The sequence below is a fragment of the Acidimicrobiales bacterium genome (genome assembly GCA_035540975.1).
In the GTDB taxonomy this organism is placed as follows: Bacteria; Actinomycetota; Acidimicrobiia; order Acidimicrobiales.
This window is the reverse complement of record DATLFN010000042.1, coordinates 27,001-39,577: the sequence shown is the minus strand read 5'-3', so window position 1 is coordinate 39,577 and position 12,577 is coordinate 27,001. Positions and strand designations below refer to the sequence as shown.

Annotated in this window: 13 protein-coding genes, 1 tRNA gene and 2 pseudogenes; 10 read left to right on the top strand and 6 right to left on the bottom strand. The window is 73.5% G+C overall.

The window, feature by feature from the left end:
- The 3 genes and pseudogenes from VM242_05420 to VM242_05410 form a co-directional block, all read right to left on the bottom strand.
- Nucleotides 1-1,018, bottom strand: a 1,018-nt coding sequence (locus tag VM242_05420; protein HVM04590.1) for a hypothetical protein, incomplete at its 3' end; no start/stop codon positions are given.
- Nucleotides 1,019-1,069: 51 nt separating this feature from the next.
- A pseudogene (locus VM242_05415) lies at nucleotides 1,070-1,736 on the bottom strand (EAL domain-containing protein).
- A pseudogene (locus VM242_05410) lies at nucleotides 1,699-2,304 on the bottom strand (GGDEF domain-containing protein). Before VM242_05410 ends, VM242_05415 begins: the two co-directional pseudogenes overlap by 38 nt.
- 601 nt (nucleotides 2,305-2,905) lie before the next feature.
- Between VM242_05410 and VM242_05405 the strand changes: the two are divergent.
- Nucleotides 2,906-3,235 (top strand): hypothetical protein, encoded by a 330-nt coding sequence (locus tag VM242_05405; protein ID HVM04589.1) that lies wholly within the window; start codon nucleotides 2,906-2,908, stop codon nucleotides 3,233-3,235.
- A 94-nt stretch (nucleotides 3,236-3,329) separates the two neighbouring features.
- On the opposite strand, the gene VM242_05400 is transcribed toward VM242_05405, so the two are convergent.
- Complete coding sequence (locus tag VM242_05400; protein ID HVM04588.1) at nucleotides 3,330-4,337, bottom strand: FAD-binding oxidoreductase; 1,008 nt, start codon at nucleotides 4,335-4,337, stop codon at nucleotides 3,330-3,332.
- 146 nt (nucleotides 4,338-4,483) lie between these two features.
- Here VM242_05400 and VM242_05395 point away from each other — a divergent pair.
- The 9 genes from VM242_05395 to VM242_05355 all read left to right on the top strand — a co-directional run bounded on the left by VM242_05395 (nucleotide 4,484) and on the right by VM242_05355 (nucleotide 10,142).
- A tRNA-Arg gene (locus VM242_05395) sits at nucleotides 4,484-4,556 on the top strand.
- Between the two features lie 190 nt (nucleotides 4,557-4,746).
- Entirely contained in the window at nucleotides 4,747-5,094 is a 348-nt protein-coding gene (locus VM242_05390) for a hypothetical protein (GenBank protein ID HVM04587.1), read from the top strand.
- A gap of 76 nt (nucleotides 5,095-5,170) precedes the next feature.
- Entirely contained in the window at nucleotides 5,171-6,103 is a 933-nt protein-coding gene (locus VM242_05385) for an ABC transporter ATP-binding protein (GenBank protein HVM04586.1), read from the top strand.
- A complete protein-coding gene (locus VM242_05380) occupies nucleotides 6,100-6,912 on the top strand; it encodes a hypothetical protein (protein HVM04585.1) in 813 nt (270 codons plus the stop codon). Before VM242_05385 ends, VM242_05380 begins: the two co-directional genes overlap by 4 nt.
- Before the next feature lie 21 nt (nucleotides 6,913-6,933).
- Nucleotides 6,934-7,644 (top strand): sigma-70 family RNA polymerase sigma factor, encoded by a 711-nt coding sequence (locus VM242_05375; protein ID HVM04584.1) that lies wholly within the window; start codon nucleotides 6,934-6,936, stop codon nucleotides 7,642-7,644.
- Complete coding sequence (locus VM242_05370; GenBank protein ID HVM04583.1) at nucleotides 7,641-8,351, top strand: hypothetical protein; 711 nt, start codon at nucleotides 7,641-7,643, stop codon at nucleotides 8,349-8,351. Before VM242_05375 ends, VM242_05370 begins: the two co-directional genes overlap by 4 nt.
- An 18-nt stretch (nucleotides 8,352-8,369) precedes the next feature.
- A complete protein-coding gene (locus tag VM242_05365) occupies nucleotides 8,370-9,539 on the top strand; it encodes a neocarzinostatin apoprotein domain-containing protein (protein ID HVM04582.1) in 1,170 nt (389 codons plus the stop codon).
- Nucleotides 9,540-9,597: 58 nt separating this feature from the next.
- A complete protein-coding gene (locus VM242_05360) occupies nucleotides 9,598-9,801 on the top strand; it encodes a rhodanese-like domain-containing protein (protein ID HVM04581.1) in 204 nt (67 codons plus the stop codon).
- Nucleotides 9,798-10,142, top strand: coding sequence for a hypothetical protein (locus tag VM242_05355; GenBank protein ID HVM04580.1), 345 nt, complete (start codon nucleotides 9,798-9,800; stop codon nucleotides 10,140-10,142). The genes VM242_05360 and VM242_05355 overlap by 4 nt, the downstream gene beginning before the upstream one ends.
- A gap of 304 nt (nucleotides 10,143-10,446) precedes the next feature.
- Here VM242_05355 and VM242_05350 read toward each other — a convergent pair whose 3' ends face one another.
- Nucleotides 10,447-11,577, bottom strand: coding sequence for an RnfABCDGE type electron transport complex subunit D (locus VM242_05350; protein HVM04579.1), 1,131 nt, complete (start codon nucleotides 11,575-11,577; stop codon nucleotides 10,447-10,449).
- The gene (locus VM242_05345; protein HVM04578.1) at nucleotides 11,577-12,524 is read right to left on the bottom strand and encodes a DM13 domain-containing protein; all 948 of its coding nucleotides are present in this window, start codon (nucleotides 12,522-12,524) and stop codon (nucleotides 11,577-11,579) included. Before VM242_05345 ends, VM242_05350 begins: the two co-directional genes overlap by 1 nt.
- Between the last annotated feature and the right edge of the window lie 53 nt (nucleotides 12,525-12,577).

The window sequence follows — 12,577 nt, the reverse complement described above, 5'->3', positions numbered from 1 at the left end:
GCATCTGGCCGAGCAGGATCCCGGCGAACAGCCCGTTGCCGCCGAAGAATCCGCCACCGCCCCAACCGCCGCCGAAGCCGGAATAGACGGGCCGCCGCTCGTCGTCGAGCTCGACGGCCGGCTCCCCGTAGGGGCCGGGGCGGGTGAGCTCGGCCGGTGGCGGAGGCGGCGGGTCGCCCCGCACGATGGCCCGGGCCCGGGCCACGGCGTATGCCCCCTCGGCCAGGGCCCGGCGCACGCGGGGGATGTCGTCGGGCGAGTCGACGGCGTCGATCGCCACCTGGGCCCAGCGGTAGCGGGCCACGCCCGCCTCGTAGTCTTCGCGGGAGTCGGGGGAGATGGCGACGTCGTCCTCGAGCCGCATCACGTCGTCGGCCAGGACGGCCAGCTCGGCCCGCAGGTCCTCCCGGTCGCCCTCCATGGCGGCCAGGGTCGCCGACACCTCCCTGCGCCGCCTGCTCATCGCCCACAGCCCCCCTCCGACGGCGCCGCCCACCAGCAGCAGGGGCAGGACGGACGACCCGCCTTCGCCCGACGAGGGCGACTCGGTCGCCGGCGCCTCCGACCCGGCGGGGTCCCCGGCGAAGGCGTCGACCCGGGCCACGAACGCCTCGAGCACCGCCGCCGTGCCGTTGTCGCGCTCGGCCTGGAACGCCGACGTGGCCAGCGAGCCGGCGACGCCGGCGGGCAGGTCGTTGCTGGCGGCGCGGAAGCCCTGCCCGGTCACCACGGCGTAGGTGCCCCGCAGGCCGGTCGCCTCCCCCAGCGACGAGGGCAGCCGGTCCAGCCCTCCCGCCTCGTCGGCGGCGGCGTCGGGGAGCACGGCCACGAACACCGGCCGCCCGGCGGACCCTATGCGCCGGCGCAGCTCGGAGGCGTCACCCTCGGACAGCGACCGGGCCGGCTCGGCGTCGGGGGAGACGTACACCGGGTCCCGGCGCAGCTCACCGGCCGCCTGGTCGAGCAGCGGCCCGACGGCGGCCACGGCGACGGCGAACACCAGCGACGCCACGGTCATGGCGGTGTCGTACCCACCGTCCGCCCCGTCCAGCCGGGGCGGCGGGCTCGGTCAGCCGGCGTCGGCCACCAGGGCGAGCATGGGACCGGACGGAAGCGGCGGGGTGATGAAGAACCCCTGGGCCAAGTCGCACCCGAGCCGGCGGACCTCGGGCAGCTGGTCGGGCGTCTCCACGCCCTCGGCCAGCACGGCCAGGCCCAGGGCCGGCGCCATGCCGGCGGCGGCGGCCACGATGGAGGCGTCGTGGCCGGGGCCGTTCAGCCCCGCCACGAAGGCGCGGTCCACCTTCAAGGCGTCGAGCGGGACTCCCGCAGGTGGCGGATCGAGGAGTAGCCGGTCCCGAAGTCGTCCATCGACAGGTGGATGCCGAGCGCCCGCAGCCGGGACAGCACCTCGTGGAAGTGGTCCACGTCGTCCATCACGACCGTCTCGGTCACCTCGAGCTGGAGCATCGAGGCGTCGACGCCGGTGCGTCGGAGGACGTCGGCCACGGTGCCGACCAGCGACGGCACCAGCATCTGGCGGGCCGACAGGTCACCGAGACCCACAGCGGCGGGCCCCCCGGCCTGGCGGCGCGCCACCGGGCTGCCTGGCGGCAGGCCTGCTCGATGACCCACGAGCCGATGGGGACGATCTGGCCCGTCTCCTCGGCCGTGCGCACGAAGCGGCTCGGCGGGGCCTCACCCCATACCGGGTGGCGCCAGCGGAGGAGGGCCACGGCGCCGTCCCGGAGCGAGACCACCGGCTGGTCGACGACCGACGTCTCGTCGCGCTCGCAGAGCGCCGGCGACCTCCAGGCGGTGGTCGGCCCGGTGGCGCAGGATCTGGTCGAACATCTCGACGTGCCCCCGCCCGGTCTCCTTGGCGCGGTACATGGCGGTGTCGGTGTCGCGCAGGAGGCAGTCGGCCGTCGCCTCGGAACCGGCCACGGCCACGCCGAGGCTCACGGTGACCGACAGCTCGAGGCCGTCCAGCTCGATCGGCTCGGCGATGCACCCGAGAAGGCGCTCGCTCAGCCGGACGGCATCCTCCCCGGAGAGGTCCTCGCCCATCACCACGAACTCGTCGCCGCCGAAGCGGGCGACGGTGTCGCTCGGGCGGACCACCGACCGCAGGCGGCGGGCCAGCGCCACCAGCAGCTGGTCGCCGGCGGCGTGGCCGCGGCCGTCGTTGACGACCTTGAAGTGGCCGACGTCGAGGAACAGCACGCCCAGCATCGACCCCGTGCGCCGGCCCCGCTGGAGGGCCTGGTCCAGCCGGTCGACCAGCAGAGCCCGGTTGGGGAGGCCGGTGAGGCGTCGTGCATGGCCTGGTAGGTGAGGGCGTCCTCGTTCTCCGTGCGGGAGGTGACGTCGCGGATGAAGGTCATGGACAGCAGGCCCTCGGCCGTCTCGAGGCCGCTGAGGGGGATGTCGACGGGGAGCTCGGTGACGTCCTCGCGGCGGCCGGACAACTCCAGCCCGGCGCCCATGACGCGCGACGTCGGCTCCCGCAGGTAGCGCTCCCGGTGGCCGACGTGGGCTCGGCGCAGATGCCCGGGGAGCAGGATCTCCACGAGCTGGCCGACCAGCTCGTCCCGGGAGTGCCGAACAGCCGCTCGGTCTGGCCGTTGACCAGCACCGTGACGCCGTCGGCGTCGGCGATCACCGCCGCGTCGGGCGCCGATCGAGGAGGGCCCGGAAGCGGGCCTCGCTGCGGCGGACCCGGGCCTCGCTCGCCTGGCGGGCGGTGACGTCGCGGAGAAAGGCCATGGCCAGGGTGCCCGAGGGCGTCTCGATGACGCTGAGGGAGGCTTCGACCGGGACTCCGAGCCGTCCCGGCGCATCGCGGTGATCTCCCGCTCGGGCCGTTCATCGGCGCCCCGGTCCCACCCAGAAAGCCCTGGCGGTGGTCGACGTGCCCGCTCCGGAACCGCACCGGGACGAGCACTTCGACCGGCTGGCCTTCGAGCTCCTCGCGGCGGTAGCCGAAGAGGCGCTCGGTCTGGCTGTTGACCAGGACCATGCGCCCGCCGGCATCGGCGACCACGGCGGCGTCGGGCGCCGAGTCGAGCAGGACGACGAACAGGTCGCCGGCGTCGTCCAGAGGCGCGAACGGCGGGAGTGGGGGCCCCTCCGTCGGGACGAGGGTGAGGGCGGCGCTACGGTGCCCGGTGTGACGGCCCATGCCGCTTCAGTCGACGCGTGGCGCCGATCCCAAAGGTGTCGCGGGGACTGATTCGGGGAGGCTGCCCGGGCCCGCCTGACCGGTCCCGCGGGTGGTTCGCCGGGTTGGTTCGCCGGGTTGGTTCGGCGGCGGGTTCAGCCGGTGGTCAGCGGCCGGCCCGCCGGCGGCGCCGGGACGCCGGGCGCTCGGGGAGGAACCCGTCCGCCGCCCGGTGGGCGTAGGGCGTGAACAGGTCACCGGCGACGAAACGATCGCGCACGGCGGCCACCGTGGCGGGGGCGGGGCGGTAGCGGACGTTGAAGTACGTCTCGGTCTGGATGCGCAGCTCGTCGACGCCCATGTCCGACAGGGCGCAGCCCATGTCCTCGATCATCTCCCCGTTGCCCACCAGGTAGAAGTGCTTGTCGCCCAGGGTGGGCAGCAGGGGGGGCACCGTCTCGGTGATGCGCCCCCGCAGGCCCGTCCAGCCGTCGGGCGGCTGGGAGAGCGAGATGTCGTAGGAGAAGTTGGGGTACGCGGCGGCCAGCTCGTCGAGCTCGGGCAGCAGGCACACGTCCTCGGCCAGCCGCAGCCCCCAGTAGAGCCGGATCCGGCGGTCGAACCCCTGGGGCAGGAGGTATTGCGAGAGGCCGAGGAGGGGGCCGATGCCCACCCCCGTGGCCAGCAGAACCAGCTCGGTGCCGTCGTCCTTGGGCAGCATGGAGGACCCGCTCGGTCCCCGGAAGGTGATCTCGTCGCCGGCCTTCAGCCCGGAAAGGTACACCGACACCGGGCCCTCCGGGACGAGCCGGACGAGGAGGCGGAAGGTGCGCCCGCCGTCGGGCGGGGAGACGATGCAGTACGGGCTGCGGCGCACGCCCTTGCCCGGGATCTCGGTGCGGATGCCCACGAAGTAGCCGGGCTTGTGGGCGAAGGCGAACTCGTCGACGACCTCGAAGGTGAGGCGGACGGTGCCCGTGGACGTGAGCTCCTCGTAGGCGGTGACGACCGCCCGCCGGTCGTACTGGTCGCTGCGCTCGAGCTTGCGCTCCTTGGCGCCGCGGGACAGGGGGTAGGAGCCGGGCCGGGGCGGGAGGACGAAGATGTCTGGCGGCGGCAGGTAGGGCCGCCCGGGCGGCGGCTCCGGTCGGGTTGGGGCCGGGGGCTTCTCCACGATCCTCTCCCTGGGGGCGGCGTCGTCGCCCCAAGCATCGCATCCCTTTCCGGGCCTGCGTGCGCGGAACGGGCGGAATGCCGCGGGTGGGGGTCGGTACCCTGGGTGGTCCGCCGCTCCGGGCGCTCCGTGACGCGGACGAGTCGGCCCCCGTAGCTCAGAGGATAGAGCGTCGGTTTCCTAAACCGTGCGTCGCAGGTTCGAGTCCTGCCGGGGGCGCCCACGCCGTGGCGTGAGCTCGGCTCCACGACCTCCGCCACCTCCAGGCGTCGTGGAGGCCGTGGCCCGTTCGACGAGGTCCTCAGCGGAAGTTTCCCTTCGTCGCTGTCACCCGCGAGGACGAGTCGCTCGTCAGTCAGCGCATCGGACGGCCAACGGGCTGTCCACCAACCGAAGGGGAGCGGGTCACATGAGACGCAGGTTCGTCGTAGGGGCGGGGATCGCACTGGGCGCGGTGGTGCTGTGGGGAGGCCCGGCGTCGGCGTCGCACACCCACGTGCGAGTTCTGGCGAACGGGGATTGCGTGATCCTCGCCGCCAACGGAGCGGAGAGCGAGCTCGACCTGAGCGGGACGGGGATCTTCGAACACAACCCCAACGTGGACGTGAACCCGGCCACGGACCGCAACCATCCGCTGCACGTGCTGGTGCACAAGGGCGCCGCCGGCGATGTGCAGCGCCTCGAGGTCATGGGCAGCGCCGCTGATCCCTGCCGGGGCCCGGGGGCCACGGGCCAGTACGTCAACGCCCAGCCGTGACGGGACCCGGGGGCGGGGCCGGAGCAGCTCCGGCCCCGGCCTCCGGCTCCGGGAAACCTGCGAAAGGACGAGGGCTGTGAGCGTGGACGTGATCGAGATCGAAGGACTCCGCAAGGTCTACCGGCGCCTCCGGGGCCGACCCTCGGTGGCCCTCGACGGCCTCGATCTGGCCGTACCGTCAGGAGGCGTGTTCGGCTTCCTCGGGCCGAACGGTTCGGGGAAGACCACCACCATCCGCTGCCTGCTCGGACTGGTCCGCCCCACCGCCGGGGGCGTCTCGCTCCTGGGTCGCCCGGTGCCGGAGGGCCTGGCCGGCACCATGGGCCGGGTGGGCGCCATCGTGGAGGCACCCGCCCTGTTCCCCACCATGACGGGACGGGAGAACCTCCGGCTGCTCGCCGCCCTGGACGGGATCGGGCGACGCCGGGTGGACGACGTGCTGGCCGAGGTGGGGCTCGAGCACCGGGCCGGGGACGCGGTCAAGCGCTACTCGCTCGGAATGCGCCAGCGCCTCGGCCTGGCCGCCGCCCTGCTCAAGGACCCCGAGCTGCTGGTGCTCGACGAGCCGGCCAACGGGCTCGACCCTGCCGGCATTCGGGAGATCCGCGTGCTGCTGCGCCGCCTCGGAGCAGAGGGCCGCACGGTGTTCGTCTCGAGCCACCTGCTGAGCGAGGTCGAACAGACCTGCGACTCGGTGGCGATCCTGCGGGCCGGCCGCTGCGTCGCCGCCGGCCCCGTCCGCCAGGTGCTGGCCGGCGCCGGGCCAGCGGCCGTGGTGGTCCGGATGGACGACCTCGATGCCGGGCGCCGCATCCTGGCCCGGGCCGGCTTCACCGCCGAGCGGGTCGGCGACCATCTCCGGGTCGACGCGCCGACCGGGCGTGGTGCGGCGATCAACCGTGCGCTGGCGGAATCCGGGGTGTGGGCCAGTGAGCTGCGCTGTGACGAGGTGACCCTGGAGGAGCTGTTCCTCCGGCTCACCGCCGAGACGCGCGAGGAGGCGGCATGAGGCTGGTCTGGATCGAGATGCGACGGGCGTTGCACCGCCGCGTCACCTGGGCGCTGATCGGCCTCGGCCTGGTGGGCGTGGTGGCGGCGGGCGTCATCGCCTTCACCAGCAGCGCCGGGGTCGACCTGGCGCGGATGCAGGCCGAAGGCCAGGAGAGCCCGGCCGTCATGCGCCAGTGGTGGGTGGCCGGATCCGGCAACGGGCTCCTGCTCGTCGCCGCCTTCTTCCTCGCCATGGGCGGTCTCATCGGGGGTGCCTCGGTGACGGGTGCGGAGTGGCGTGCCGGCACCGTCACCACCGTCCTGACCTGGGAGCCACGGCGGGTACGACTGCATGCTGCCCGCCTGGCCGCCTGCGCCGTGCTCGCCGTGGTGGTCTCGTTCGTTCTCCAGGCGCTGTTCCTCGCCTCGTTCGTGCCGGCCGTTATCGCTCACGGCACCGCCTCGGGCGTCGACGGCGCGTGGTGGGCGTCGCTGGCGGCCGCCATGGCCCGGATCTCCCTGCTGAGCGGGGTGGCCACGGTGGTGGGCGCGTCGCTGGCGACCCTGGGGCGCAACACCACGGCCGCCCTGGTCGCCGGATGGGGTTGGATGGCGGTGGGCGAGAACCTGGTCCGCAACTTCGCGCCGGATCTCCGCCCACTGCTGATCGGGGAGAACACGAGCGTGCTGTTGACGTGGGCGCAGCTGGAGGACTCCGGCTTCTCCCGGGCGCCGTTGGTCGCGCTGGCCACCGTGACCGCCTACGCCGCCGCCCTGGCCGTGGTGAGCGGGGCCCGGTTCCGACGCCATGACATCGCCGGCGCCTGACGTGCACCAGAATCGGCGGCGGTGCGCGCACTGAGGCCGAGGGACCCTCCCGGGCGTCGACTCGAGGCGGTAGGGGCCGCCCTCGCCGACGCGCTGGTCGCCGCCTGCCGCGTCCCGGTCGTCCTGGCCACGAGCGGGGCCGACGGGATCGCCGTGCCGTCGGGCGCCCTCCGCCCCATGGCGGTCGCCACCGGGGCGGCGGTGGCCGTCGACCCCGACGAGCTGGTGGTGCGGCTCTTCCGCCAGGAGGGGTCGTCGCTGGTGCGCCTGGCCCGGCTGTTCGTCGACGACCGCAACGCGGCCGAGGACCTCGTGCAGGAGGCGTTCATCCGCCTGGCCCGCTCGGCCGGCGACATCCGGGACCCCAGCCGGGCCGCCGCCTACCTGCGCTCCATCGTGTTGAACCTGGCCCGCGACCACAACCGGCGAGGACTGGTGTCGCTCCGCCACCACCTGCCCTTCGACGACCGCCGCGCCTCGGTGGAGGACGAGATCGCCGTGCGCGACGACCAGCGCCGCGTCCTCGACGCCCTCCGTGACCTGCCCCACCGCCAGCGCGACTGCCTGGTCCTGCGCTACTACCACGAGCTCGGCATCGAGGCCATCGCCGACACCCTTTCGCTGTCGCCAAACTCCGTGAAGACCCATCTGCAAAGGGGGTTGGCCGGCCTCGAGCGCCGCCTCGCCGCACCCGACGAGGCCGACGACGAGCTGGAGGGGGTCGCCCGGTGAGCGCCGTCGAGGAACGCCTGCGCGAGGCGCTCGTCGAAGGCGCAGGCGCGGTCGACGAGAGTGCCGACCTGTTCGCCCGGGTGCAGCTGAGCATCGAGGACGACCGCCGTCTCCGGCGCCAACGACGGCGACGCCTCGGCGTGGTCGCCTGCCTCCTCGGCGCCCTCGGCGCCGTGGTCGCCGCCGTCACCGACATACGACAAGGAGAGGTTCTGATGGACTGGTGGATCCTGGAGTTGATCGCCACCGCGGGGCTGGTCGGCATCGCCCTGTGGCTCGGCCCGCTCATCAAGCGCTTCGGCAAGAGCTACGCGGCCGACGTGTTCAGGGCGAACCCGAGGACGGGGAAGAGTTTCATCGCCCTGACCGACTTCGCCTACTACCTGATCTTCTTCGCCTACATCCTGTTCACCGTCAGCTTCGAGCCCAAGGGCACGTGGGAGCAGACGGTGAACGCCCAGCAGCTCCAGCACGAGACGGCCCGCCTCGGCGGCATCCTGCTCATCATCGGGCTGTTGCACGGCATCAACCTGCTCGCCCTGCCCATCATGGGCCGGCTGCTGACCCTGAACCGTCGCCTGGACGAGGGCACGCCGCCGGCATGGCCGGGAGGTCCCCCGCCGCCACCGGCGTCGCCCGGCCCGCAGGCGGCGCCCGCCCCCGTGCCACCGCCGCCGCCGACGCCTCCCGGCCCGGCGGAGGCCTGAGGAGCTGTCGGCGCGGCGATGCTGATCGTCCTGGTGGCGCTGGTGGCGGTGGTCGTGGCCGTCGTCGCGCTCGGGGGAGGTGCCGCCCTCGGCATGGGTGACGGGAGGCGGCGCGGCGGCTTGGCGTCGATCCTGCCGGGCCTCGCCCTGCTCGGCGTGTTCGTGGTCATCGGTCTCACCGTCCTCGCCGCGGTGGTGCTCTTCGGCGTGCGCGGCGGTGGGGAAGACCCCGGCGCGGCGTCGGGCGAGCCCCGAGGGGGAACGCCGACCTCGTCGTCGACGACCACCGCGGCCCCCCCGGCATCCGACGGTGCGCCGGCAACGGTGCCGGGGCGGCGCGGCGGGGCGCCGGCTTACGGGCCCGACGTGCGGGTGGCGGCTTGGGCAGAGGACGAGTTCGTCCCCGCCGCCGAGGTGGTGGACGAGCTCGCCGACGCCACCGTGCTGCGCGTCAGCGCCAGCGGCTTCGTCGCCGACACCACGGGCGAGGCGGCTCAGTGCACGGCCGCTCGGGCCGGACGAGAAGCGTGCCGAGACCGCTTCCCGGTGCGCTTCGACGGGAGGGGGACGGCGCGCTTCCAGTACCTCGTCTCGGCGGATCGCTGCGATCGAGGCGCGCCGTGCCTCCTGTGGGTCCGGGGCGAAGACGACCGTCGGGTCGCCGTTGCCCTGGTGTTCGGCGCTCGGGCACCGGAGGCGGCGACGCTCACCGTCGCTCCCGACGGTGGACTGGAGGACGGCCAGACGGTGCGGGTGTCGGTCGCCGGGGTGTCGCCTCGTTCGCGCCTCGACGTGGTCCAGTGCGCGCCGCCCGGGCTTCCCGTCGCCGAGCGTTGCGACACATCGCCCCGGGAGTCACCGCTCGTCGTCGGTCCCGACGGGCGAGGCTCCACCACCTTCACCGTGAGCGCAGGAGAGGTCGGCACCGGGCGCCACCCGTGCCGTCGCGGGAACCGCTGTGGCATCGGCCTGGTGAGCGACGGCGCCCTCGTCCGGTCGGCGTTCATGCCGGTCCGCTTCTCTGCCGGGGCGAGCGCCTCCTACGACGCGAAACGCATGGCCCTCGGCTCGGCCGCCGCCGTGGTGCTGCTGTCGTTGGCCTTCTGGCTCGTCCGGACGACGGACTGGCGAGAACCGACCGAGGCCGCCACGCCGGCCATGGACGCCGTCCCCCTCACCGAGCCTTGACGTAGGCGGCTGCCGCCCGAGGCACGAGGCGGCTGTTGCCGGCGCGGTCGAGCCCACCATGCGACCCGCCGCCACCCCCGTCGTCCACCTCCTGAGGCGCGGTGCCCAGCTCGTCGAGGTGCTGCCGCAGGACGAGTTCGACGAGGAGCATCTGCCCGATGCCATCCACCTGCCGCTCAAGACCCTGAGCGCCGACCGCATCGAGGGGCTCGACCGCACCCGGCCGGCCGTCGTCTACTGCTGGGAGCCCTGTGAGACATGAGCCCCCGGGCCGCGTGGCGGCTCGAGCGATTCGGCTTCGAGGCGTACGACTACGCCGCGGGCAAGGTGGACTGGCTGGCAGCGGGGATGCCCACCGTGCGCCCCGAACCGGGCCGGCGCCGGGCACTGGAGGAGGCCGATCGCGATCCGCCCACGTGCGGGCCGGAAGCCGCCGTCGGAACGATCTCCGCCACGGTGCTGGTGGTCAACGACCAGCGCGTACTCCTCGGCCGTATCCCGCCCGGCGACCACCCGCCGACCAACCGGGCGGAGCAGGTCATGCAGCCCGGACCGGCGACGGTACGCGCCCACGAACCACTCGACGCGTGCTCGAACGCATGACCGATCGAGACGTCCACGAGATCGCCGTCACCACGCCCGAGGGGCCGTTGCTGGGCGTGGTGCGTCGACCATGACGGACCGGGATCGGCGCGACACCTTCATCGGTCACGAAACCGGCGCCGGTCCTGCGTGCGCGCACGGGGATGCCCGCCGAAGGTGGAACGGGACGGCGCTCGTGCGTCGGCTCGCGTCGCTCCCGGCCGTTGTCCCACCGGAGCACACGGCGGGGCGCTGAGCGCCCGACGACGTGGACGCCACGGGAACGGCCGGCGGACGCCGCTCGGAGCGACGGCGCCTCCGTGGCCTACTGGGCGTTCTTTCCCGCCAGGCCCCTCTCGATGAGCAGGACGTCCTCGTCGTCGGCCAGTGCGGCGGTGTTGACGGGGGCGGCCACCGCGATGATGAGGACGGCGACCACGACCGGGTTGCGGACGGCGGTCGCCAGGCGACGCCACTCCAACTCCGACCGGCGGACGCGCACGCGGGAGCGCTCCGTCATCTTCTCGATGAGCGGCACCAGCGCGCACACGACGGTCAGGCTCGACAGGATGGCGAGCTTGACGGCGAACTCGGTCGACTGGAACGACAGCAGTCCGGCGGCGATGGCGGCGGTCCCGGCGCCGTACACGACACGGCCCCGGGACGACTTCGGCGCCGTCTGCGGATCGGAGATCATGAAGAACACGAAGACGAGCAGCTCCGGCGACAGCGCGATGTTCGTCCAGTAGGACAGCCCATCGATCGGACCGTCGTGCCAGATGGCCACGAAGCTGCGCCCGCCCAGCGCCAGCACACCGACGAGGGTCGCGAAGGTGGCGAGGAAGGCGGCGGCCATGGGGACCATCCGGATCGGTCGGAGGATCCACGCCCCGCCGAGCAGGCACACGGCATAGGCGAGCGCCACGCCCACGCGGTTCGGTCCCCACCACAGGTACTGGGGGAAGACGTGATGCGCCCCCACCACCAGGAGGCACCACACGATCCCGACGTTCGACGGGTTGAACAGGTGCCTGGCGCCGAAGCGGATCAGGTACTTCGACAGCAGCGACAAGGTGGCGGCGAGGAGGAACCACTCGATGCCGTGGAGCGACCACCAGTCGCCGTGGCGGGTGCCCGCCGCCCGGAGGATGAACGCCACGCTGTTGCCCGTCAGCATGGCGCTGGCCGGCCACACCAGGACCGAGGTGCGCCGGAAGGTGGCCACCACCTCGACGAGCGCACAGAACCCGATGGTGACCAGGATCTGGGCGATCGACACCTTGAAGTCGAGCAGCGTCTGGCCCAGCACCTGGAGGGTCATGATGACGGCGGAGAGCTTCAGGCGCGGATCGCCCCGTTTGGGCAGTACCACGGGGATGCGCCGCCCACGGAACGACAAGGTGGGGAGGGCGGGCGCAGCATCGCCGGGCGGGACCGGCGTCTGGATGAGGGCCATCAGGCCACCGGCCGCAGGGTGGCGCCTGCGTACGCGCTGGCGATGATCGGGCACCAGATGACGACCGAGCGGTACGCGGTCGGAGCGAGGTCCTCGGGGAGGACGAAGTTGAGCGAACCGGCGGTGATGGGAAGCGGGGCGGCCAGAGCGGCGGGGGCGCTGAGGTAGTCGGCCGTGGTGCGCGGCGCCTCCAGCGGGTGCAGTCGGATCTCCAGGTCGATGTTCGCCGTCACGAAGAACTTGTCGAGTCGCAGCGCGTGACGGCCGTCGCCGAGGCGGTAGACGGTGATGGTGCCCTCGCCGTGCTGGTCCATCCGGTAGAAGTCGCCGGTGGCCACCACCGTCGTGCCGGGGGCGGTCATCTCGGGCAGCGGGGGCTCCTCGAGCGGCACGTCGACCTGCTGGTCGACCTCCAGCCGCCACGGTCCCTCGGCGACGACCCGCAGGTTCTTCGGACCGGTCCGGGACGAGATGCCGTAGTCGCTCGGCTCGCCACGGCACGGGGCGTCCAGCACGGGACGGCGGCCCGACGGATCGACGACGACGACCCGCCCCGTGGTGCAGGTCGCTCTCACCCGCCACTGGATGGCGTCGTCGCCGACCTCGAAGGTGGGCACCTGCGTCGTTCCCGCCCCTTCCAGCGACGTCACGCCCTGCCACCACGGGTACGAACGCACCAGCGTGGTCGAATCGGGAGCGGTGGTCACCGTCGTCCCGCCGACGACCCGACCCGCCGCCGGTGGCCTCGCCTCGCGTACGTCGACGCCGAAGAGCCGATCACGGGTTCCGAAGGCGTTGCCGCCGACGAGGGCGGAGAACCCGAGCGCGCCGAGGGCCATGGCGGTCGCCAGCCGCTTGGCCAACGACGGCCGATCGCCGGTGCGCGCCGGCTCGTCACCGTGCCCCGCCGGCTGCTCCGATCGCACGGAGGCGGGCGGCGACTTCATGGCCGCCGCTCGGGCCGGGGAGCCGGCCCGTGGGGGCGCCGCCCGGTGACGTG